Below are 25164 nucleotides of genomic sequence, written 5' to 3'. Positions count from 1 at the left end.
CATAAAGCACTTGACAAAAGAGTTTTTTAATGTACCGTTGAGAAAAGAAAAAGAATATAAAACATGAACAATAAAAAAATGAATACCCATAATATTAAAATATACAATACTTCTTATGTATTGAGAAAAACATTTATAGGACATTAATCGGTTGATTAGTGTCCTATTTCATTTCTATTTCATCATAAATTGCTTTATTATTCGCCGATAAGCTCTCAAAATAGTTTATTAATAAACTCGACCACAGTTTATGCATAAACGTGCACTATATTTATTCATAAACTAAATTGATATTTATTATAAAACTGCATTTAAACTGGAACGAATTACAAATAGCCAATCCGTTTAATCGTAAAAAATACAATTTCAATAAAAAACATTAGTAATATAACGATACATAATCATTTTTATCCATATATTACTTCATGCACAACCGATTGTAATAAGCAAATTTTAAATCGTCATTTTTCGGTAAAGTTAAATCACCATTTAATAATTGAGACTACCAGTTTATACTATTGATTACATTTTAATGTTGGTCATCTTTGGCTGGGGGTACCCCCAGCCAAAGATGCGTCTTTTTCCTCTTCAAAAATGGATTTTCGGTTTCCCATGCGGTAGCTTTGCCCGGCGAGTTTTATGACCTCGCAGTGATATAACAGCCTGTCCAGAATTGCTGAAGCCAGCACTTCGTCATCCAGCGTTTTGGCCCATTCGGTGGGTGCCTTGTTCGTGGTAATTATCAGTGAGGCTTTCTCATGAAGCGTGTTGATCAGATTGAAGAATCCTGCGGCATCCTCTTTTTTCACCGGGAAGAGCATTATATCATCGATGGCCACCAGATCAGCTTTGAGCAGACGGTTGTATGCACTCATGGCCGAAGGCATCAGCGTTTTCATCTTGATGGTGTTTATGACATCCTCCATCGTGACCATGTAAGCCTTGTATCCTTGCCCCACAGCCTCGTACACGAGTCCTGCGGCGATAAAGGTCTTGCCTGTTCCGGAAGGTCCCATGAGTATCAGGTTGTAGTTCTGTTCGAGCCACCCCAGCCGGCGCAGTTCACGCAGTCTTGGTGCGGTTATACCTTGCGAGTAGTTGTGGTCGAAAAGGTCGAGGTCGTGTCTTGCCGGCAGAGCCGCCGCTTTCAGCCGCCGTTGGAAGTCCTTGCTGTCTCTTTCCTGAACCTCGCGGGAGAGCAGGTCATGCAGGAACTCGACATGGGTTTTTCCCTGCTCCTGCGCCAGATGAGCTTCAGATTCCAGCAGGCGTGGCAGGGCGTACAGGCGCAGACGCGAGCACAGGTTCTTGATTTGTTCGTTCGTTATCATACGAAAAGGGTGTTAAAGGTGGATATGTCTGTTTTCTCGGGGATCATGGCGGATGTGTCGGCTCCGGGAACCGGCCCGGTTTCCGTCCGGACCTCGATGGGGGCTTCTCCCTTACGGATCCTGAGGGTCTCGGCTACCTCCATCAGGCTGCATCCGTTGAAGACACCTGCCTTGAGGCACTCGGCAAAAGCTTCGGTAAGCGTGATGTCCGAGTATGCCGCGTGGCGCCGCACTATAAACTGGAGGTTGTCGCGGTAATTACGGGCCTTATGCACACGTAGTTGTGACAAATATGTATCAATCACCGTGCTTACGGGAAGTTCTTTGCGTACAAAAGCCTCATAATCGTCCAGCGGGGCTTCGCGGTCACGCCGGTGGGAGGTGTTGCTTACCAGACGTCCCTTATCTCCGCTTATTTTGTGAACGGCAAGGGTTTTGCCTGTCTCATGGCTGTAGATATATAGCCGGCCTTCCTTTTCTTCGATATAGACCAGTGTCTGATGGCCGCGGTAGGTGCCTGTGGGAACGCTGTAATAGTTGCCCCTGTAGGTTATCACGTTGTCCTTGCGCACGTGATGCGGCAAGAGGGTTTCGCAAGGGACTGTCGGAACTCCCTTATAAGGCGTGAGGTGTGCTTTCTCCGTCTCGAACTCCTCAGACGGGACACGACGTATGCCGTGGTGTTCCGTGCCGTTGGCCGTGCGTTCCAACCAGCCAAGGGCCTCCTTGTTGAGCAGGCCTATGTCAACCAACTCGCGGCCGCGAAGGAAGTTGTACTTCACATATTTGACGACGTTCTCTATCTTGCCTTTGCTCTGGGGATCGGATTTGCGACAGAACACGGGCTCAAAGCCATGTTCACGGACAAGAGTGCGGAAACCGCGGGTAAGCACCAGGTCACCAAGGTTTTCATTGACAAGAAACACCTTGTCCTGGTCATAAACTATTTTTCGGGGTACTCCCCCGAAGAACTCGAAAGCCAGTTCATGGGCATAAACCGCAAGAGCGGTGGTAAACGGTGTACGGCTAAAGAAGACGAACTTATACCTGCTGCGGCTCAGGCACATCGCAAAGAAATACACTTTTAAAGACTGTCCCGGAGGTGTCTTCATCCACCGTTCACCGAAGTCGCATTGGGCGTATTCGCCATAGGCCGTCTCGGGCTGTTTCTCATAGGGGCGGTAACCTTTCTCAACCTCCTTGGGAAGATCGTGCGTTAAACGCAACCGGTTGACGAAGTTGAAGACCGTTTTGGGAGTCACGCACGGAAGATCCGAAAAATGCTCCTTCAAGCGGTCATGGAGCTGCGGAGCGGACAAAAAAGGCCACTTGCGCAACTCATTGACTACATAAGATTCATAGCCGTCAAGTTTATGACCGTAATGACGGTCATAGCTCTGGCTGGAAATGAACTCTTCTTCTGTCATGGACAGATACTTGGCCACCGTTTGACGGTGGAGACCTAAGGATTGACCTATTTGGGTCTTGTTTAGGCCAGTTGAAAATAATTCTTTAACTTTGTACCACATCAGATACTTCTTTAATTGGGAAGTCTCGGTCATAGCATTGTAATTAGTAGTTAGCACCACAAAATTACAATGCTATTTTTTCTAATCATGTCGATTTTACTTTTCCGATTTTTGACGATACAAAGTTACCGATTACAACGATATCATGCTATTCTGTTTCAGCCATAATTATATTAAAAACCAATGCAGGAAAATCATCTTTACCACAGCCAGCCCATACCGCTATTAACCACAACTTCTCGCGGCACTTAAAAGCTATCTATTAAATATTTTCTTCAGATATATCATATCCACTAACAGTCTGCCATCTTCATATATAGGATGATCATAATTGTCCGTAAAAAAATTCTTTAATCGATGAGAAACAGAAAAGCCACAATGCTCATAAAAGGAAATAGCAGACGGGACATCACCCGTACCAACCAACATTACAGAGCACTTGTCATGATAATGCTCAAACAGAAAATCAATCAACCTCCTTCCATAACCTTTACGCTGAAAAGCCGGAGCAGTTGCGATATTCTTGATTTCACGAACTCCCTCGCCTTCGGAAGTTACAACACAAATAGCTTTTAGCCCGTCATCGTACAAAGCGAACATCTCGCCACGCTCCAAGTATCTGTCAATCATACTTTCTTGCTCGTCTGCCAATAGCAACAATTCGATAAACTGTTTCTTATTTGAGGTTATTTCTTTTATTTCCATAATCCTGATCTATTTGTCTATGTTCTAGAATAACATCCATATTTTTTAAAGCCCATCCAACCAATCCTTCAATATGAGGAATCAAACTACTTCCCGTATCAGTTAGGTAATACTCCACACGTGGGGGAACTTCCGCATAAACTTTACGTTCCACTAGTCCATCCGCCTCAAGAGTGCGCAATGTGACGGTCAGCATTCGCTGAGAAATATCATTAATCGTTTTATGTATATCACTGAAACGCATTGTACCATTCGCATTTAATGTAATAAGCACTAGCATAGACCACTTATCTCCTAAGCGGCTAATCACATCCCTTACGGGACAATTTCCTGTTGGATGAAAGTTTTTCATTCTTTAACTTTTTGTATTTTATTGAATTTCAACAATAGTTACTTCTATGTAACTTCCTTATTCTTAGGTACGTTCTTGTTTATAACAAAGAAGAAAGATACATTTGCATCACAAAAGTAATAAACTTACTAAAAATAACTATTGTTTCATTTTAAAAATTTATGATTATGGCAAAGAAAGTAGCAGTTTTAGCAGTGAATCCGGTAAATGGTTGTGGTCTGTTTCAATATCTGGAAGCATTCTTCGAAAATGGAATTTCTTATAAGGTATTTGCCGTATCGGATAAAAAAGAAATCAAGACTAATTCAGGAATCAGCTTGATAGTAGATGATGTAATAGCCAATCTGAAAGGGCACGAGGACGAGTTTGATGCAGTTGTATTCTCATGCGGAGATGCCGTACCTGTATTTAGTCAAAATGCACAACAACCTTACAACGTAGATTTAATGCAAGTAATTAAAACCTTCGGAGAAAAAGGGAAAATAATGATCGGACATTGTGCCGGAGCAATGATGTTTGATTTCGCAGGAGTAACGAAAGGAAAAAAAGTAGCAGTTCACCCGTTAGCTAAACCAGCTATTCAAAATGGTACAGCTACTGATGAAAAATCTGAAATAGACGGAAACTTCTTCACAGCACAAGACGAAAATACAATTTGGAGCATGATGCCGCAAATTATAAAAGCATTAAAATGAAAAATTGACTGATCTGAAAAAAGAATATTTCAATTCTTCTGATTACAATTATCCCAAGACATTTTACGTTATGTAAGAAAAAGTCTTGGGATTCTTCATTTACACATATCCGATTGATTAAATTAGCATTTCAATTCAAACATATTGCTACATTTAAACGAATAAAAGTATTCATTATATATTTCTTTTTCAAATATAATTGATTCTGATTATTTCAGGACATCTAAAGAAAAAGATAAACCAGACCTAAACTCCCCTTTTCAAAGCTTCATTTCAAGTTCCTTTAAAAGGAAAGAGAGGTTGGTTTAAAAGGAACTAGTCATTTCATGATCTCCTAAAGTGTATATTTCAAGCCCCAAAATACAAAAGCACTCACAAACTGCATATTATTGCCAATCATTAGACTATTTTTTCCCTATTTTCTTCTCTTCAACTTTTCTACATTCGATTAAAATCTTAAAAACAGAACATTCCTCGTCTATAAAATAATTTCAAGTATTATTAGCTTTTCATCATTAAAAAGACATTTAATTCATTTATTATTAGTATTTTTGCAAGATACATAAACAAAGTTGCAAGATTGCTTGAATAATTTTATGACAAAAATTGCTTTTTACAAACGGATAGTTAAAGTCTTATTTCCTCTTTACCTATGTTTATTCTACGTTAATCCACTCTTTGCGCAAAAGGATTCCGTAAATGTGAATAATTATATTCTAATCATCAATTCGTATACAGAGGCCGCCCCTTGGAGTTTGAGAATGATTTCAGCTGTAACGGAATATACCCAAAATCTTCCTCAAGTAGCACTTTACACTGAGCACATGAATATGCTCATGATGGATAATGATACTATTTTGCAAGAATTCAAAGACACAATATTTACAAAATACAAGCACCATTCTCCCCGCATGATACTTTTACTAGGAAACTCTACACTTATCCTTAAAGATGATCTCAAAAAAGAATGGGGAGATGTACCGATTATGCTTTGCGGAGAAGAAGATTACTTTGGTCCCAAAGAAGCATATCTAAAAAAAGAACCGATCCCTTTATCCGACCGGATTCCACTTATCGAACTGGCAAAGCCCTATAATTTAGTATTCTTATATTCAAATCTATTTGTACAGGAAAATATAGAATTGGTTTGCCAAATGATTCCACACATGGAAAAATTCATCTTTATTGGAGATAATCGACAAATCAATCAAACAAATGATCTAATCATTCAAGAAGAGCTTGCAAAGAAGCATCCGGACATCATTTACCAATATCTTTCTCCGGAAAAAATTACACTCAATCAATTATTGGATTCCCTCTACGCTATCGATCCTAAAACGACGGGAGTACTTTATTCATCCTGGTTCTTTAAACAAACATTTGCAGGTAACACTTCGTTATTCACCAACTCCCACAATATTATTGCAACTACTTCAGCACCTTTGTTTTCAGTGGGGCTGATCACTCTCAAGGATTATAGAGGGGGAATGATAGGCGGATATTCTTATGATCAGGAGGCCTATAACGCAAAGATTATACAAATTATAAAAGAAATATTAGATGGTAAACAAGCTCGTGATATTCCTTTTTATCTGCCTTCAGACGGTGCTCCAATTATTAATTACGAAGCACTAAGCCGTAAAGGTTTATCTCTTGATTTTTGCCCCAAAGGAACGATTTTCTTCAACAAGCCACCTACATTTTGGGAACAATATAACTATTTTATTCTGGGAGCTATCGTATGTATCATCCTACTCATTTTATTCTTTCAATATCGTATCCGCCATTTGAACAATCTCAAAAAAGCTCAAATGAAAGAGATTGAAATCATGACGACATATAGAAATCTGATCAATAATATGCCGATACTTTATATGCAAGAAGAATTGGTTACCAATGAAAAAGGTGAACCTGTGGACTTAATATACAGAAATGTAAACTCTCATTTTGAGAAAAACTTTTTCTCTAAAGAAAAAGTAATCGGCAAGACTGCAAGTGAGTTTTTCCCCGAATCAATGGTGGAATTTTTGCATTTCACCAAAATGTCATTGGATGAAAACAGAGCAATCACTTTCCCATATTATTTTAAACAAATAGATACTTTTTATGATGTAGTACTAAAAGGCACACACAAGAATAACATCATTGATATATTCTGTGTAAACAGTACTGAGCTTCATAAAGCGCAACAAAAATTGAGTGCTACCAACAATAAACTTGCCATGGCATTGGACGTAGCAAACATTGTGCCATGGAAATGGGATTTATTGAGTAAAACTATACTTTGTGACATCAACAACCCCATAGAACTAAGCGTTCAAGGTACTAATGTAAACGAGGAACAATTGGCGGTTCCCGATTCTCAGTATTTTGCCAAGATCTTCAAAGAAGACCGGGAACGTGTAGAAAAAGCATACGAAGACTTAGTAGAAGGTCGTTCGGACAAAGTAAAAGAAGAATATCGCGTTGTCACCGTAAACAACCACATCCACAGAATAGAATGGGTAGAGGCGCAAGCGGCTGTAGAGACGCGTGACGAAAATGGAAAACCACTTACTTTAGTAGGTTCTTCCCTAGTCATTACCCAAAGGAAAAAGATGGAAATGGAGCTGACTACGGCAAGAGACCGCGCAGAAGAGTCAAACCGTCTAAAGTCTGCATTCCTAGCAAATATGAGCCATGAAATACGTACTCCTTTAAATGCAATTGTCGGTTTCTCAGGCATATTGGCATCTACGGACGAAGAACAAGAAAAACAAGAATATGTAAGTATCATTGAGAATAACAACACATTATTGTTACAACTCATCAGTGATATTCTCGATTTATCAAAAATCGAAGCAGGAACACTGGAATTCCATTATTCCAACATTGATCTGAACAAGACTATGAATGAGTTGGCTAATTCTCTCCGCTTTAAACTCAAATCGGATAAAGTTCAATTAAACTTTACTCCTAGTATGGATTTTTGTTTTATCCATACTGAAAGAAACAGACTATCACAATTACTCATCAATTTGATAACTAATGCAATCAAATTCACTCAGGAAGGAAACATTAATTTCGGTTATGAACTTCGTGATAAAGATATTTATTTTTATGTAACTGATACCGGATGTGGCATTGCGAAAGACAAACAAAAAAGTATTTTTGGCCGCTTTGTTAAGTTGAATAATTTTGCACAGGGTACAGGTTTAGGATTATCTATCTGCCAAACTTTAGTAAAGAATATGGGAGGTAGCATCGGAGTTGAATCTGAAGAAGGAAAAGGCTCTACATTCTGGTTTACACTCCCTTACAAACCTGTAAATATGACCGATGATAGCACCAAAAAAATAGATATCCAACCCATCACTATTGAAAAAAATAAATTTACTATTCTGATCGCTGAGGACAATGAAAGCAATTACAAGTTATTTGCTTCAATACTCAAAGGAGAATATCAACTAATTCATGCTTGGGACGGAGAAGAAGCTGTAGAAATGTTCAAAAAATATAATCCACAGATGATTTTGATGGACATTAATATGCCTGTAATGGATGGATATGAAGCAACCCGGGAAATCCGCAAATATTCGGCAAAAGTACCGATTATTGCCGTCACAGCCTTTGCATACGCTTCTGATGAACAAAAAGTCATGGAAAGTGGTTTCGACGGATACATGCCCAAACCAATCAATGCACGTCAACTAAAAGCTCAATTGACGGACATTATGCAAAAACGTATCATCCTGTTATAATGCTTAAGTATTAATAATTCAACCAAACTTTGAATGCCGAGATTTTATCTTTGCTCACAATAATTTTATTTTTAAAAGGTGGTATCACATGTACTACCGCCTTTCCCAAAAAATAAGGTTCAATTCGCTGGATTGCATCTATACAAACTAATGTTTGACGATTAGTCCGAAAGAAAACATCCGGATCTAATTGCTCACAAAGTTTATCCAGGGCAAAGTCAAGAACATATTCCTTATTATTCTTAGTTACTACAAAAGTGAACTTGTTCTCCGAATAGAAATAGGCAACCTCGCTTACTGCCAATGTAAAAAGCTTATTGCTGGAAGAAATAAGAAAACGGGTACGATATCTTTTACTTTCTGAGGACATGACTCCTTGGGTATCGGATAAACTCTCCAAAACTTCCAGTATCCGGTTCTCACGATTAAAATCACGTATATATCTTTCCGTTAAGCTTTCAAAGCGTTCAATAGTTTGCAATAAACGTTCCTGATGAATAGGTTTAAGCAGATAATCAATACTATTAACAGTAAAAGCCCGCACTGCATATTCGTCATATGCAGTTGTAAAAACAATCATACTATTTGGTTGTACCTGTTCAATAAACATAAACGAGTTACCATCAGTCAACTGGATATCTAAAAATATGATATCCGGATGAGGATTGGAACGGAACCATTCAACAGATTCTTCAATAGTACCCGGCAATATCCGTACTTCCCAGTCAGGTCGTAATGCCTGTATCATCTCATGCAACAAACGCGCTGCCGGTACTTCATCTTCTATAATAGCTGCAATTATCTTACTCATTGAAATAAAGGTATTTTTATAGTAAACTTATCCGAATCGATTTTTATCACAATGTCTTGATTGCTCAAGAGTCTGTAACGTGCTGAAAGATTTTTCAATCCCATTCCCGAAGTTCCTCCGCATTTTTTAGGGCGAATCGGGTTACTGATAATCAGCCCCGGAGGTTCTTCAATACTGATCAGTTCAATAACCATCGGTTTTCCTGAATGAATCACATTATGCTTAATGACGTTCTCCACCAATAATTGAAGAGTTAAAGGAGGCAGTTTCATTTCTTTCCATTCTTCCGGAATATAGTTGTGCACACGAATGCAGTCTCCCAAACGAACCTGATGAAGAAAGATATAGGAATCGAGAAATCCCAATTCATCATTCAATGTTGCCAAACGTTGGTTCTGACATTGAAGAATATAACGATATACATCAGAAAGGTGCTGTGTGAATAATTCCGCATTCTTAGGATTGTATCTAATCTCAGAGATCAGTGTATTCAAGCTATTGAATAAAAAATGAGGATTCAACTGATTTTGCAAAGCTGTATAACGGGCTGTATTATTCTCTTCCTGTAATGCTGCTGCTTGCTTTTGTAGTTTTAGCGTATGCTGCATGGAGCGGTTGGCCAACAGCAGACCTAAAATAACAAGTTCCGCTAACCAAACAATGATTAATATACGCCATCCGCCATGAGGAAACACAAACGGCCGGGAAGCACCAACCAAGAATTTAGCTGTTACCAACAAGCCGTAATTGAGTAGAAAAAACATCAGCATGACCATCGTATAAACAGAAATCAGCTTCCAGCGACGATGAAGATTCGCTGAATATTGATTGTCAATCCAGGTACTCAAACGAATAGTAGAATATCCCAGCAGATTGAAAGCTATGATAAAAAACAGCAAAGTCCCTACTGAATAGAGTGCATCCGATACTGTATTAGAGAATCCTGCATAATTAGTCAGCAGAAAGAAAGAAAACACACCCAAGCATGAGAATAATCCAGTATAGAGTATATGATTCAGTTTTATATTCATACGATTCTTTTCAGACAAAGTTAGTGTTTTTACCGACAATTATAGCCATGAAGAGCTTTTATTAATTCGGAATAATGTCCTTGTGCCGCAGCTTTAGCTTGCACATAATTTACTTGTGATGTTTGCCGGTAAGTCTGAGCATCGATCACTTCTACCACAGATACTTTGCCTTCATTGTAACGTTCCATTGCCTTCGCTTCATTCTCTTCTGCTTTTGCAAGCGAGCTTTCACTTAATCGTACCCGCTCGATGGCTTGGGACAAGGCTTTACGTGCCACACCCACTTCAAGTTCTACCTGATCAGACACTTTATTCAAATTGTCTTCAGCCATGCCAATGCGAAGTGAAGAAACACGTTTCTCACTTCGCCGTTTTCCCCATTCAAAGATGGGTACGGAAACTTTGGCATAAACTGCATAATTAGGGTCCAGGTCTTTTTTAAAATTATATCCGGGTGATGAATAACTTCCATCTATTCCTACATAAAATTGAGGTTTGAATTGCGAATCATTCAGTTTCTTTGTACTCTCGGCTATTCGGATATGATCATAAGCCATATCTATTTCCGGACGCCCCATGCCTGTAGCCAGCCATAACGAATCATTAATTACTACCATCGGTATTTGCAAGTCCAACTCAGTAGAGTGATCTAGCTGAATCCCAATTATAGAGTTCAACGCCATCCTGCCTGTTTCAAAGTTATTTTGTGCCTGAAGTAACTGATATTCTGCTTCATTCAATTTCACTTCTGCCATCAACAAATCTTGTGGATCAACAAAACCAACATCTACTCGTTCTTTGATTGTTTTCACCAAAGTTGCCATCGAATTTCGAAAGTCTTCTGCTACTGATACTATTTCCATACGAGCAACGGCACTCCAATATTGAATATCCGTCTGATAGCAAACTACATCATTCAAAACTTTTGACTGGTTACTTGCTAAAGATTGTTGGTGCTGTGCCATCCGAATGGATTCTAACAAACGGCCACCTGTATAAACTGGCTGTAATAAAGAAAGAGAGCCGCCATATTTCAACTGCTTTCCTTCCACCGTTTTCGACAATCCTAAAGTCGGAATATCCAACGACAATTCCAATGGATTTCCCGTATATTGAAAATTGGCAACACCGGAAAGTTTTGGCTTTAAATCCGCACGCGCAGACTTCTCAACTTCTATACTCGCAGCAATATTCTTCTCTGCAGCTTTCAGGTCGTGATTGTAGTCCAATGCCATAGCCCGATATTTCTCTAACAAGAGACTCTGCTGGGCTGATATAGGCATGGACATACAAACACTTCCACAACACAACAAACAAATTATTATTTTTTTCATCTTCACCTTCCTCTTACTTTATAAAACATAGAATACAATGCAGGAGTCACAAATAATGTTAGTCCTGTAGCAAATGTCAGTCCGAAAATAATGGTGGCAGCCATACCTCCAAATGCTACGTCAAACAATAATGGTACCATACCAAAAATAGTAGTTGTAGCCGCCATCAATACCGGGCGGGTTCGAGAAACTGTTGCCTCAATAATCGATGTATATAAATCTATTCCACTTCGATGTTGTATATTAATCTCATCAATCAACACAATGACATTTTTTATAATCATACCAAGTAATCCCAGCCAACCGGCTATCGGGAAAAAACCGAAATCGAAACCTGTCAATAACAGCCCCACTGCAATGCCTATCAGCGACAAAGGCAAGACGCATATAATTATAATCGGTTCACGAAAATTACCGAATAAAGCTACCAGAATCACTACTAATGCAAGAAATGCTAATGGGAAATATTTAGCAATAGCCTGCATCGCTTCACCCTGATCTTTATACTGGGCATCCCAGAAGAAGGAATAACCTTCAGGCAATTGAATCTTTTCAATCTCTTTCCTTATTTCTCCATGTACTTCTGCCATTGTATGTCCGGACTTCACACCACACATAGCGGCCATAGACAATTGCCGATTATAAGTTCTTATCTGTGGAAATTCCCATGTCGTTTCAATTTGTTCTGTCACTTGCGAAAGTGGAGCTGATTTCTCACCGTTCCAAATTGAAAAATCGCCCAAAGAATTAACATCCACAATATCTACATTGCCGGATTTCAGCAAAACAGGCACTTTCTTTTCGTCATCCCGATAGACTCCGACAGGTAGGCCGTCATTTATCGACTTTACAGACTCCATCATAGAGGCTTTTGTAATTCCCAATGCACCGGCTTTGACCGGATCATATACCGGACGGATCATCATCGACATATTTCCCCATTCATTACGTGCATCCGCAACTTTGGGATTTCGACGCATGATTTCAATAGCCTGCCCTACTAATGAATCGAGTACCGCGGGATCCGGTCCTAAAAAACGAGCTTCAATGACTGCCTCTGTCAGCGGACTTAATTCGAACTTATTTACTTTAATCAACGGTTCCGGATATCTCACTGAAATCGAATCTTGCAAACGGGCATGCAGCTGACGGGAAAGTTTCGAGGTCTTGCACTTCACCAATATTTGCGCATAATTGGACTGAGGTCCAAAAGACACATTAGACAAATAATAACGTGGGGGTGTACGACCAATGTAGGTGGATACCATCTCAGTCTCTTCCTGATCTTGAATATAGGTAGCCATTTCCATAGCCATTTTGTCTGTTTCTTCAATTTTTGTCCCTTCGGGTAACCACATATCTAACGTAAAATATTGCTTATCTAATGCAGGAACGAAAACCTTCGGAATAAATTTAAAACTCCAAGCTGACAGCATAAGCAGGACGGCCATACAACCGACTGTTGCATAACGGCGACGAATTACCCACCGTAAAACAGCCCTGAACTTATCATAATATTTACCTGCAAAAAGTGCCGCTTTAAGTTCGTTGGGCCTAGGGCGACGGACAAACTCCTGAATGAAGAAAGGAGTCTGTGTCAGCGCAAAGACCCAACTGAACATCAGCGAAACGCCGATCACTACAACTAAGGATGACAGTAATTCACCAGTAATATGTGGCGAATAATATATAGGCAAAAAAGTTAGAATCGCAATAACAGTGGCAGCCAACAGTGGCAAGGCAGTCGAAGAACAGGCTCTCAAAATAGCCACTCGTTTACGCATTCCTCTTTGCATATTGACCAATGCCGAATCAGATACTACAATAGCATTATCGACAAGCATTCCCATTGCAATGATAATCGCCGCAAGTGACATACGTTGCAAAGCAATTCCCTGAGAGAGCATGACGATCAAAGTAGCAAAAATAGAGAATACCAAACCGCTGCCAATCAGTATACCATTTTTGAACCCTATAAAAAACAATAGAATTGCAATTACTGTCACTACCGAGATAATCAAGTTCCAGATAAATCCTTGATTTGCAACCGCTGATTCATAGCCTTGATCATAAATTGTTTGTAGCTCATAGCCTTCGGGCATTATCTCTGCAAACTGATCAATCCTGACTTTTACAGCTTCAGCCATGTCTACCACATTACCGGTAGGAACAGTGGATATGGCTATACCTATTGCCGGTTTTCCATCAATTCGCATTTTATTACTAGGTGGTGTCTGATAACTCTCTTTCACCTCAGCAATATCTGCCAAACGGAAATGTTCACCTGTACGCGACACAATCGTCATATTCCGGATATCATCCAATGAATAAAAATTTCCGGTAGATTCAATTCGTATTCTGTTCGTACCTGCATCCATTCCTCCGGCATCTACCACTCTGTTCTGAGCATCAAATGCACGAGATATATCTGCGGTAGTAATACCGCTTCTTGCCATAACGGAAGGGCTAAGAATAACATCAATCGTCGGAGACTGTACTCCGTATATTTCGACTTTCGCTACATCCTTCACTTTAAGCAGCTCATTTTTAATAAGTTTGGCTTGGTCTTCTAACTCCCGGTAAGAGTAGTTTTCTCCGGTCAATCCATAAAAAACTCCTAGTACATCTCCAAAATCATCGTTTACTACGGATGGACCAGCTCCGGCAGGTAGTTTAGACTGCACATCATTGACCTTACGCCGAAGTTTATCCCACAATTGTTGCATCTCATCTGCACGAATTTCTTTTTTCACATAAACTGTGATTTTAGAAAGTCCTGCACGATTTTCTGTCTTTAAATAATATAATTCACCCAACGACTGGATGGATTCTTCCAGTACATCTGTTACTTGAGATTGAACTTCGGAAGGGGAAGCACCCGGATAAGGAGTCATTACCAATGCCTGTTTGATAGTAAATGGTGCGTCTTCCAACTTTCCCATTTTGACATACGCCAACAACCCACCTCCTAATATCAGTATCAACAGCAGAATGGTCACTGACCGTTTCTGCAGGAAATATTTTACAAACTTCATATATTCTGTCTTACTTTTGAGCTGTGGCTGGCATTACTTGTTTCTGAGATACTACTTCTACGGGCATTCCTTCGGATAGAAAACGTAATTTGCTAATAGCTACTGTTTCACCTGCTTGTAATCCTCCTTTAACCTCTACTTTCCCATCAGGAAGTAATTCTCCTAAAATAACTTTTCTCTTTGATACTTTTCCGGTAGTATCATCCACTGTCCAAACATAATCACCCTCAGTGGAACGATGGCTAAGAGCAGTTTGCGGAACTGTTACTATCCCAGCCGACGAAGCAGGTAGATCGAGCAATACTTTTCCTGAAATACCAGCCGGCCATTCTCCTTTCTTATTAGGTAATAAAGCCGTCATCAAAAAAGAAAGGTTATTACGAGTGGTGCTTTTTGAAACATCCACTACTTTGGCTGAATATACTGTATTCGGTCGGACATCAAAACGAACTCCTACATCTTTAATCTGCCCAGACTGAAATGCGATATCTTGTGTAACATAAGCTTCTATCTTTAGTTGAGTAATATCAATGAATGAAATGACAGGCTGAGTAGCTTTTACATCTTGATACTTTTCAATGTACACCTCTCCCACATATCCATCAAAAGGGGCTACTAAATGAGTATCCTCCAAATCGTTAGCAGCAGTTTCAAAAGCTGTTTTTGCCGAAGTATAATCAGCATGTGCTTTTTCGTAAGCACTGGCAGAGATATTATCTTTTTCAAACAGTACTTTTATTCGTTCAAACTCTGCTTTTGCTTGTTTATATACAGCTTCCGCTTTCTCTTTACGAATATGAAAATCACGCGAATCTATTTCAGCAATGATGTCTCCCCGATGATAAAAATTACCAGCATATACCTCAAAACGATCAATCGGACCACCTACCCGAAAAGAAAGTTCTGTCTCTTTAAAGGGTTTTGAAATAAATGAGAATTCACGATTGGAAGAAGGCAACAAAGTTTCTGCCTTCACCACTTTAATCCTTACCGGTTCTTCTGACTTCTTCTCCTCTTGCCCGCACGCCGTAAGTAGGCAAAGACAGAAAATGCACATTGAAAATTTAATCATTGTCATTCTGCTATAAGTTATTAAGTTATCAACAGCACGAAAATAGATGAAAAAGACAAAACCATCCGGAATTTAATTTCCGAGACGGAAAAAGAAGAAGCTCAAACAGAAAAAGAAAAGATGAAATTTCAGACCTTTTGTCTTACTTATGTGTTTCCTTACTATCTTTGCAAATCGTAAACAAAAGCCACAATATCTAATTATGACTGAAGAAAAAATTCATAAGAACCGTTCCGGCAGTTGGTGGGCACTTAGCCCGTTGCTCGTATTTCTCTGCCTTTATCTGGTAACTTCCATTTTGGTTAATGACTTTTATAAAGTACCTATCACCGTAGCTTTCCTTGTTTCTTCCTGTTATGCTATCGCTATTACTCGAGGGCTTAAACTGGATCAACGGATTTATCAATTTTCTGTAGGTGCCGCCAATAAGAACATCCTGCTTATGATCTGGATATTCATCCTTGCCGGTGCTTTTGCACAAAGTGCCAAACAAATGGGAGCCATTGACGCCACCGTTAATCTGACATTGCATATTCTTCCGGATAACTTATTATTGGCAGGAATATTCATTGCCGCCTGTTTCATTTCCCTGTCTATCGGAACAAGTGTTGGAACCATAGTTGCTCTCACCCCTGTTGCTGTAGGACTAGCAGAAAAAACAGAAATAGCTCTTCCTTTCATGGTAGCCATAGTAGTCGGTGGTTCATTCTTTGGAGATAATTTATCTTTTATTTCCGATACCACCATTGCTTCAACAAAAACTCAGGAATGTGTGATGCGTGATAAGTTCAGGGTAAACTCCATGATTGTGGTTCCAGCTGCAATCATAGTATTGGGCATTTACATCTTTCAAGGACTGTCCATAACTGCTCCCGCTCAGGTACAAAACATCGAATGGATTAAAGTTATACCTTATATAATAGTATTAGGAACAGCGATCGCAGGAATGAATGTCATGCTTGTATTAATTATAGGCATCCTGACAAGTGGAATTATTGGTATATCTACCGGTAGTTTCGGTGTCTTCGACTGGTTCGGAGCAATGGGAACTGGTATTACGGGAATGGGAGAATTAATCATCATCACTCTATTAGCGGGAGGTATGCTTGAAACAATCCGTTACAATGGCGGTATTGATTTCATTATTAAGAAACTGACCCGACACGTTAATGGGAAAAGAGGCGCAGAGCTTAGTATTGCCGCTCTGGTAAGTATAGCTAACTTATGTACTGCTAACAACACTATTGCTATCATCACAACGGGACCGATTGCCAAAGATATTGCCCAAAAATTTCACCTTGACCGTAGAAAAACAGCCAGTATTCTCGATACTTTCTCCTGCCTGATACAAGGAATTATCCCCTATGGAGCACAAATGCTGATTGCCGCGGGGCTAGCAAATATTTCTCCTATCAGTATCATCGGCAACCTTTATTATCCATTCACAATGGGAATATGCGCATTGCTGGCTATCCTGTTTCGTTATCCAAGGAGATACTCGTAAAACTGATATTAATCTTGGATAGATGATTATAAATCAAAGAAAAAGAATAGAAATATTTGTCAATCAAAAGAAAAGCCGTATCTTTGCACCCGCTATTACGAGTTAATGGCATAATTCAAATCAATCATTAAAAACAATTAGTAAAATGGCAACTAGAATCAGATTGCAGAGACACGGACGTAAAAGTTACGCGTTCTATTCAATTGTAATTGCAGACAGCAGAGCACCACGTGATGGTAAATTTATTGAGAAGATTGGTACTTACAACCCAAACACCAATCCTGCTACAGTAGATTTGAATTTCGACGCTGCATTGGCATGGGTACTGAAAGGTGCTCAACCAAGTGACACTGTACGTAATATCCTTTCTCGCGAAGGTGTTTACATGAAGAAACACCTTTTGGGCGGTGTAGCTAAAGGTGCATTCGGTGAAGCAGAAGCAGACGCTAAATTCGAAGCTTGGAAGAATAACAAACAGTCAGGTTTGGCTGCTTTGAAAGCTAAAGAAGACGAAACTAAGAAAGCTGAAGCTAAAGCACGTTTAGACGCAGAAAAGAAAATCAACGAAGCAAAAGCTAAAGCACTTGCTGAAAAGAAAGCTGCTGAAGAAGCTGCAAAAGTTGCTGCTGAAGCACCTGCAGAAGAAGCTGCTCCAGCTGAAGAAGCTCCCGCAACAGAAGCTGCTGCTGAATAATTTTCGGTAGATTCCTAACAAGAAATTTGGAAAAAGCTATAAATCCTCTCTGGTTCACTGGAGAGGATTTTTGTTTTATGCTACAGAACATAGGGATAGACTTTTCTATTTCAGAATAAATTGCTTTCCTTTACATAAATATAATTCAATATAAATACTATATGGAAACACCTAAAACCGGTTATAAAGTAAAATCTTACAATATTCCAGTCAAACGATATTGCCAAACTCTTAATTTGCGTGATTCTCCTGAACTAATTACAGAGTACAGAAAAAGACATAGCCAAGAAGAAGCATGGACCGAAATTCTAGAAGGCATTCGGGAAGTTGGCATTCTGGAAATGGAAATTTATATTCTCGGCACTCGGCTGTTTATGATTATCGAAACTCCTCTTGACTTTGACTGGAATTCAGCAATGGAACGGCTAAACACTCTTCCCCGACAACAGGAATGGGAAGAATATATGTCAATCTTTCAACAAACAACTCCTGGCATGAGTTCGGCAGAAAAATGGAAACCTATGGAAAGAATGTTCCATCTATATAATATTTAAAAACGACTATGAAACACAATAAACAGTCTATCCTGTCAAAAAATGGAATTAATTATCTTATCCCTTTCATTCTAATTACTTCCTGTTTTGCTCTGTGGGGATTTGCAAACGACATCACCAATCCGATGGTAAAAGCATTTTCTAAGATATTTCGGATGAGTGCCACTGACGGAGCATTAGTTCAAGTAGCTTTCTATGGCGGTTACTTTGCTATGGCTTTTCCTGCCGCTATCTTTATCCGGAAATATTCCTATAAAGCCGGTATTTTGTTGGGACTGAGTCTATATGCTTTCGGAGCTTTCCTATTCTTCCCCGCCAAACTAACTGGAGAATATTATCCGTTTCTAATTGCTTATTTTATACTAACCTGCGGACTCTCTTTTTTGGAAACGAGCTGCAATCCATATATTCTCTCTATGGGAACGGAAGAAACTGCCACACGACGGTTAAACCTCGCCCAATCTTTTAACCCTATGGGATCACTGCTCGGAATGTATGTAGCTATGAATTTTATTCAGGCTAAGCTGAATCCAATGTCCAGTATTGACCGTTCACAACTCTGCGAAAATGAATTCCAGACTATTAAAGATAGTGATCTCGGGGTACTGATCGCTCCTTATCTTGCTATCGGAGTATTAATTCTAATCATGTTAATACTGATACGTATAGTGAAAATGCCTAAAAAAGGAGAAGAAAATCACCATATCGACTTTTTCCCTACATTGAAACGTATTTTCTCTCAAACCCGTTATCGAGAAGGAGTGATAGCACAATTCTTTTATGTAGGGGTACAAATTATGTGCTGGACATTTATTATTCAATATGGTACACGATTATTTATGTCACAAGGCATGGATGAGAAAAGTGCAGAGATTTTATCTCAACAATATAACATTGTAGCAATGGTTATTTTCTGCATCAGTCGTTTCATTTGTACTTTCATCCTTCGTTATCTGAAGGCCGGAAAACTTTTGATGATTCTGGCTGTTTTTGGAGCTTTATTTACATTAGGGACAATCTTCTTCCAGAATATCTATGGATTGTATTGTTTAGTTGCCATCTCCGCTTGTATGTCACTTATGTTTCCTACGATTTATGGTATTGCTCTGAAAGGTTTGGGAAATGATGCCAAGTTCGGAGCTGCGGGATTAATTATGGCTATTTGGGGCGGCTCTGTCCTTCCTCCAATGCAAGCAAGTATTATTGATTTGAAAGAAATAGGTATCTTCCCTGCTGTCAATGTATCTTTTATCCTTCCTTTTATTTGTTTTCTGGTAATCGTCAGTTATGGATATCGGACTATTAAAAAAGAATGGTAGATCTACTATTCAAAAGTTGCAATAGGATGATGCCACCTTATTGAGATATATCTATTTTTTTATATTTTTGCCAATTATTGATTATAAGAATCACCATGGTAACATCAGAAGATATCCGCAAGGAACTGAAAACTTTAGCTGACACTAAATATAAAGAGTTCCATTCCTCCCTACTTCCAGGCATTGATAATGTGTTAGGAGTACGTATTCCTCAATTACGCATTATGGCAAAAAAAATAGCCAAAGAAAACGATTGGCATCATTTTATAAACGCAACAGAGTCAAATTATTATGAAGAGACTATGCTGCAAGGAATGATTATCGGATTGGCTAAAATAAATTTTGAGGAACAAATGAATTATGTAAAGATGTTTATTCCCCGTATAGACAATTGGGCAGTTTGTGACATTTTTTGTGGCGAGCTAAAGACTTTCGTAAAAAAAGGAAAAGGGGAAGTCTGGCTATTTATTCAACCTTATCTATATTCTGACAAGGAATTTGAAAAACGTTTCGGAATTGTTATGCTTTTACATTATATTGATGAAGAATATATTGATAGATTATTAAAATATGCAGATCAATTTGAACATGAAGCATACTATGCACGTATGGCTATGGCATGGGTAATATCTACTTGTTTTGTGAAATTCCCGGATAAAACAATGGAATATCTGAAACAAAGTAAATTAGATACTTGGACCTATAACAAAGCGTTACAAAAAACAATAGAATCATTTCGTATAGATAAAGAGACCAAACTACTTATCAAGAGCATGAAGCGAAAACTATAAAAAATGAACTATACAAAAGTACAGAAAAAACATCCTAATGTTTTTTTAAATCACCCCAATGTTTGAAATCAGTCATTGGGAAGACTGAATTCAAACATTGGGATGTTTTTTAGATATCTTCAACTATAAAAAACTGTTTCCAGAGAGATCAAAAGACTCTTATTTTGCGAATTATCAAACATTAACGATTCATTTCTGAACTATTAATATCCTAGATCTCAGGTCAATATATGGCTAAAACTCATTTGTGGAAGTTGAAACTATTATTGTTTCATTCGCTTATTCTTCCTCCGACTTCTACGTCTTTGTAGTTTCTGACGATTATAGCGTTGCCATCTTTTATAAATCATCCAGCCACTCATCAGTCCCACTACAACGAAAATCAAAATAGTAATTCCAACTCCTAAATTATCTCCTTTAATACGAGACCAAATATCCAGCACTTCTTTTGTTTGATCTCCGAAATCTCGAATCATTGCACAGCGTTCTACTACTTTATGATCCGGATATTGTATTTTATCAATCTGAATACTATCAGCTCCAGGACCAAAGAAATAACTTAAATCCGCAAAATAATTAAGTGTACTATCTATCTTCTCCTCCATTATTTCAGGAGTAGCAATCGAACTGACATATCCACAAAAATCCATATTGCGCAAAGCGATATCAGGACGGCACATAAAATTTATAAAGTAGCTGGCAGCCTTCGGGTTCTTCGCATACTTAGGAATAACCCAGCCATCATACCATATATTACTTCCTTCTTTAGGCACTACATAATCAAGGTCTACTCCCACAGCATTTGCCTCTTCAATTGCCCAAATAGCATCACCGCTCCATGTCATATTCAGATAAGCCTTATTTTTTGTCATCATTTCCTTCCCGAAATCAGCTTCCCAACCGGCAATATTCGGTTTCAAAGCCTTCAGATACTTCTCTGCCAATTCCATGGCACTCGGAGAATAATCATTCATCAATCTTTCTACAGTAACCTTCCCTTCTTCCAAATCTTTAGCATGAGCATAAATGATAGCTGTACCATAAGCATCACGATAGCTATCTTTCATCAATATTTTACCAGCATATTTCTTATTCCACAGGCAATCCCATGATAGCGCATCCGAATCGGGAACATAAGCACGATTATAAAGTATACCGGCTGTTCCCCACATATAGCAAACTGCATAACGACTAGCCACTTCACCCGGCTGGCTCAATTTATCAATTTGTTCACGAATAAAAGGGGATACATTCTTCATATAATTCGGCGAATGAGCAAAATTAGTATCAATAGGCAACAACAAATGTTTCTTCAACATTCGTTCGATGATATATTCTGAAGGACAAACAACATCAAAATCCTCATGCCCTTTTTCTATTTTTGTCAGCATGATTTCATTGATATCAAACGTCTGATAAACGATACGGATATTTTCGCCGGTCTGCTCTTTATAATAAGCCTGGAAATCTTCAAGCACACTATCACCTATATAATCTGCCCAATTATAGATTTTAAGGACCCTTTCACGCGGTTCCCCTGAATTATAGCAACCTGCCAAAGACAGTAATAATAAAATAACAGGTATTATTCTTTTCATTTTATTCTTCACCTAGAGCACATTAAATAATCTATTCATATTTCTTCTTTGCTTTATCGGCCCGGTAATTAAGTACAATTAACAAAGCCAATACCACAACAAAGATAATAGCAGACAACGGACGAAGTTCAGGAGTCAAACCTCCTTTACGAGCATCTGCATAAATATAAGTCGAGAGTGTTTCCAAACCTTGATTACCAATAGTAAACACTGTTACAGCAAAATCATCAATAGACAAAGTTAGAGCAAGCATGAAGCCACTGATCATCCCCGGACGAATCTCCGGAATAATTACTTTCCACAATGCTTGCATAGGTGTAGCCCCTAAATCGAGAGCAGCTTCATAAATATTCGGATTCATCTGCTTCAAACGTGGTAAAACGCTTAATACAACGTATGGCGTACAGAAAGTAATATGCGCTAACACGACTGTTGTATATCCTTGAGTTATACCTACGGAAACAAACAAAAGAAAAGAGAGATACCGGTAATAATATCTCCATTTAAAATGGGAATGCTATTCACAAAGCCAATTACTTTCCGTGAACGGGCTTTAAGATTGAATATACCAATAGCAGCTATACTACCCAGTAAAGTAGAAGCTGTAGCTGCCAATAAAGCTATTGTTATGGTGTTTACCAGTGCATTCATCAAAGAATGGTGAGTACCGGTAGTAAATAAAGAGGAGTAAAGTTTTGTAGAGAAACCGGTCCAGTTCCCCAATACTTTTGCTTCAGTAAATGAATAAATAACAATAATCACAATCGGTGAATAAAGCAATAAAAGCAATATCCATAAGTAGGTCTGAGCAAAAATCTTCTTTACCATAATCCACCTCCTTCGTTATTATCCTTATCATCAGTGCTAAACAATGAAGTAGCAGCAATCAACAACAACATAATCAATGAAAGAGCAGCTCCATAATTCCACATACTATTATTGATATTCTCCTGAATGGTTGTACCAAAAAGTTTGATATTGTTCATCGTCAATAGTTCGGCAATGGCAAAAGTAGAAATAGTCGGCATAAATACCATCATAATACCGCTCATCACGCCCGGCATAGAAAGAGGAAGTACTGCTTTAAAAAAGACTTGTAGAGGATTGGCCCCCAAATCCTGTGCAGCTTCAATGTAACTATGATCCATCTTCTGAAGAGTGTTATAAATCGGATAAATCATAAAAGGAATGAAGTTGTACACCATACCAAATATTAATGCACCTTCACCTAAAGGAATACTGAAGAAATCGAATAAAGCAACAGTTGCCAACGTACGGACCAAAATATTCACCCACATAGGCAGAATAAAAAGTACGACTAATGCTTTTGAACGATTCAGTTTACTGTTACTAAGTATCCAAGCCGCAGGGTATCCCAGCAGGATACAAACAAGAGTAGTAATAATGGCAATGCCTATCGAATATACAAAAGTATTGATTGCTTCGGGATGTTCAAAGAACTTCTGAAAATTAGCTAGGGTCAAATGACCATTATCGTCGGTAAAAGCATACACAACAATCAGAATTAACGGTATGATTACGAAAATCACCGAAAAAATAATGTATGGCAGAGTCCAACTCTTACGTGATGACAAAAAGACTAAAAACCTCTTATTCACTTCCTTTCCTGTTAATCGGTTATTTTAATTATACGAATCGCATCCGGAGGGATGGTAATACCTACACGATCACCATCATCCCATACATCGTTCGTATCTACAAATACATTCTCGTCCCAATCGGACAATACAGTCAGATGATAATGATCTCCCTTATAAAGAATAAATTTCACTTCACCGGTTAATGTGCCGTCTTCTTCGTTATCCTGCAAAATTACTTTATCAAAATCAACTTCAACTTTGATTTCCTCATTGGGTTTTATATCCTCAATCGGAGTACATTCAAATGAACAACCTAAAAACTCCACATGAGTAGTATCCAGCAATTTTCCTTCAAACGTATTACATACACGTTCTTTCTTCATAATGTGGATATCAAACGGCTTAACTAATAGTCCTACTTCTGCTCCGACTTCGAAGTGATGATAATCCTGTACTAGGAATTCATAACCACCACATAGTACTGTCATCTCATAATGTACACCCTTGAAAATAGAAGTCTGCACCACTCCTACTAACTGAGCCATATCCGAAACGGGAAAAATATAAAGATCTTCCGGGCGAATCACAACATCTACCGGTGTGTTTTCACCAAAACCTTCATCCACACATTCAAATTCAGTACCACAGAAATAAACCAATTTATCACGAACCATTGTACCATTCAGAATATTACTTTCACCAATAAAATCTGCAACAAAAGAATTTATCGGTTCATTATAAATATCAATCGGAGTACCTATCTGCTGAATCTTGCCTTCACTCATTACAACAATCGTATCGCTCAATGTCAGTGCCTCTTCTTGATCATGAGTTACATACACGAAAGTAATCCCCAAAGATTTGTGCATTTCCTTCAACTCCATCTGCATATCCTTACGCATTTTCAGATCAAGTGCTGCTAATGGCTCATCTAACAATAATACTTCCGGTTCATTAACAATAGCACGTGCAATAGCTACGCGCTGTTGTTGCCCTCCGGAAAGAGAATCGACATCACGATACTCATAGTCTGTCATACCCACCATTCTCAAAGCAGCCTTCACCTTCTTTTCAATAATCTGTTTCTGTATCTTCTTTAGCTTCAAGCCAAATGCAATATTATCGTACACATTCAAATGCGGGAATAAAGCATATTTCTGAAATACGGTATTCACAGGACGTTTATGAGGTGGAGTTTGAGTTATTTCCTTACCAGAGATTCGGATTACACCCTCCGAAGCTGTCTGAAAACCGGCAATGAGACGCAATAACGTAGTCTTTCCACAACCGGAAGGACCAAGTATGGTAACAAACTCTCCCTTTTTCACGTTCAAAGTCACATCATCCAACGCTGTTTTCTCGCCAAAAAACTTCGATACATGACTAACTTCAATGATGGATTTCTCTTCTTGCATATTCATACTAAAAGTTTGGATTGCAAAGGTACGTATTTCTACGATTTCTTCCT

General features: G+C 38.7%; 19 protein-coding genes and 1 pseudogene. 7 read left to right on the top strand and 13 right to left on the bottom strand.

Annotated elements, in window-relative coordinates:
• Positions 1–539: 539 nt before the first annotated feature.
• The 4 genes from istB to CZ225_RS09095 all read right to left on the bottom strand — a co-directional run bounded on the left by istB (position 540) and on the right by CZ225_RS09095 (position 3917).
• Positions 540–1331 carry an IS21-like element helper ATPase IstB gene (gene istB / locus CZ225_RS09110; RefSeq protein WP_077152941.1) on the bottom strand — a complete coding sequence of 264 codons (792 nt, stop codon included), beginning with the start codon at positions 1329–1331 and terminating at the stop codon, positions 540–542.
• The gene (istA, locus tag CZ225_RS09105) at positions 1328–2893 is read right to left on the bottom strand and encodes an IS21 family transposase (RefSeq protein WP_077155672.1); all 1566 of its coding nucleotides are present in this window, start codon (positions 2891–2893) and stop codon (positions 1328–1330) included. Before istA ends, istB begins: the two co-directional genes overlap by 4 nt.
• A gap of 222 nt (positions 2894–3115) precedes the next feature.
• Positions 3116–3565: a GNAT family N-acetyltransferase gene (locus tag CZ225_RS09100; protein ID WP_077153858.1), complete on the bottom strand. Its 450-nt coding sequence runs from the start codon at positions 3563–3565 to the stop codon at positions 3116–3118.
• The gene (locus CZ225_RS09095; RefSeq protein WP_077153857.1) at positions 3537–3917 is read right to left on the bottom strand and encodes a winged helix-turn-helix transcriptional regulator; all 381 of its coding nucleotides are present in this window, start codon (positions 3915–3917) and stop codon (positions 3537–3539) included. Before CZ225_RS09095 ends, CZ225_RS09100 begins: the two co-directional genes overlap by 29 nt.
• 167 nt (positions 3918–4084) lie before the next feature.
• On the opposite strand from CZ225_RS09095, the gene CZ225_RS09090 reads away from it, so the two are divergent.
• Positions 4085–4612 carry a DJ-1/PfpI family protein gene (locus CZ225_RS09090; protein WP_077155769.1) on the top strand — a complete coding sequence of 176 codons (528 nt, stop codon included), beginning with the start codon at positions 4085–4087 and terminating at the stop codon, positions 4610–4612.
• Between the two features lie 596 nt (positions 4613–5208).
• Positions 5209–8352, top strand: a complete 3144-nt coding sequence (locus CZ225_RS09085; RefSeq protein ID WP_077153856.1) for an ATP-binding protein — start codon at positions 5209–5211, stop codon at positions 8350–8352.
• A 10-nt stretch (positions 8353–8362) separates the two neighbouring features.
• Here the strand turns inward: CZ225_RS09085 and CZ225_RS09080 are convergent, their stop codons facing one another.
• From CZ225_RS09080 to CZ225_RS09060, 5 genes are read right to left on the bottom strand one after another with little or no spacing between them, the layout of a single operon-like run.
• Entirely contained in the window at positions 8363–9163 is an 801-nt protein-coding gene (locus CZ225_RS09080; RefSeq protein WP_077153855.1) for a LytR/AlgR family response regulator transcription factor, read from the bottom strand.
• Positions 9160–10188 (bottom strand): sensor histidine kinase, encoded by a 1029-nt coding sequence (locus CZ225_RS09075; protein ID WP_077155768.1) that lies wholly within the window; start codon positions 10186–10188, stop codon positions 9160–9162. Before CZ225_RS09075 ends, CZ225_RS09080 begins: the two co-directional genes overlap by 4 nt.
• Before the next feature lie 35 nt (positions 10189–10223).
• Entirely contained in the window at positions 10224–11528 is a 1305-nt protein-coding gene (locus tag CZ225_RS09070) for a TolC family protein (protein WP_077153854.1), read from the bottom strand.
• A 2-nt stretch (positions 11529–11530) separates the two neighbouring features.
• Positions 11531–14563 (bottom strand): efflux RND transporter permease subunit, encoded by a 3033-nt coding sequence (locus CZ225_RS09065; RefSeq protein ID WP_077153853.1) that lies wholly within the window; start codon positions 14561–14563, stop codon positions 11531–11533.
• A gap of 10 nt (positions 14564–14573) precedes the next feature.
• Entirely contained in the window at positions 14574–15641 is a 1068-nt protein-coding gene (locus CZ225_RS09060; protein ID WP_077153852.1) for an efflux RND transporter periplasmic adaptor subunit, read from the bottom strand.
• A 196-nt stretch (positions 15642–15837) separates the two neighbouring features.
• On the opposite strand from CZ225_RS09060, the gene CZ225_RS09055 reads away from it, so the two are divergent.
• The 5 genes from CZ225_RS09055 to CZ225_RS09035 all read left to right on the top strand — a co-directional run bounded on the left by CZ225_RS09055 (position 15838) and on the right by CZ225_RS09035 (position 20497).
• Positions 15838–17139: a Na+/H+ antiporter NhaC family protein gene (locus tag CZ225_RS09055; RefSeq protein ID WP_077155767.1), complete on the top strand. Its 1302-nt coding sequence runs from the start codon at positions 15838–15840 to the stop codon at positions 17137–17139.
• A gap of 145 nt (positions 17140–17284) precedes the next feature.
• Positions 17285–17833, top strand: a complete 549-nt coding sequence (locus CZ225_RS09050; RefSeq protein WP_077153851.1) for a 30S ribosomal protein S16 — start codon at positions 17285–17287, stop codon at positions 17831–17833.
• Positions 17834–17994: 161 nt separating this feature from the next.
• Positions 17995–18387, top strand: a complete 393-nt coding sequence (locus CZ225_RS09045) for an L-rhamnose mutarotase (RefSeq protein WP_077153850.1) — start codon at positions 17995–17997, stop codon at positions 18385–18387.
• An 8-nt stretch (positions 18388–18395) separates the two neighbouring features.
• Complete coding sequence (fucP, locus tag CZ225_RS09040; protein WP_077153849.1) at positions 18396–19706, top strand: L-fucose:H+ symporter permease; 1311 nt, start codon at positions 18396–18398, stop codon at positions 19704–19706.
• A gap of 95 nt (positions 19707–19801) precedes the next feature.
• A complete protein-coding gene (locus CZ225_RS09035; RefSeq protein WP_077153848.1) occupies positions 19802–20497 on the top strand; it encodes a DNA alkylation repair protein in 696 nt (231 codons plus the stop codon).
• 263 nt (positions 20498–20760) lie between these two features.
• Here CZ225_RS09035 and CZ225_RS09030 read toward each other — a convergent pair whose 3' ends face one another.
• The 4 genes and pseudogenes from CZ225_RS09030 to potA form a co-directional block, all read right to left on the bottom strand.
• The gene (locus CZ225_RS09030) at positions 20761–22095 is read right to left on the bottom strand and encodes an ABC transporter substrate-binding protein (RefSeq protein WP_077153847.1); all 1335 of its coding nucleotides are present in this window, start codon (positions 22093–22095) and stop codon (positions 20761–20763) included.
• Between the two features lie 31 nt (positions 22096–22126).
• Positions 22127–22923: pseudogene (locus CZ225_RS09025) on the bottom strand (ABC transporter permease).
• The gene (locus CZ225_RS09020; RefSeq protein WP_077153846.1) at positions 22917–23714 is read right to left on the bottom strand and encodes an ABC transporter permease; all 798 of its coding nucleotides are present in this window, start codon (positions 23712–23714) and stop codon (positions 22917–22919) included. The pseudogene CZ225_RS09025 and the gene CZ225_RS09020 overlap by 7 nt, the downstream one beginning before the upstream one ends.
• Before the next feature lie 11 nt (positions 23715–23725).
• Positions 23726–25117: a polyamine ABC transporter ATP-binding protein gene (gene potA / locus CZ225_RS09015; protein WP_129585774.1), complete on the bottom strand. Its 1392-nt coding sequence runs from the start codon at positions 25115–25117 to the stop codon at positions 23726–23728.
• Between the last annotated feature and the right edge of the window lie 47 nt (positions 25118–25164).

Origin of the sequence: Bacteroides bouchesdurhonensis, from assembly GCF_900155865.1 — a bacterium.
GTDB classification, from domain to species: domain Bacteria; phylum Bacteroidota; class Bacteroidia; order Bacteroidales; family Bacteroidaceae; genus Bacteroides; species Bacteroides bouchesdurhonensis.
Note: the sequence above shows the minus strand (reverse complement) of the source record. Positions and strands in the feature narration are given on the sequence as shown.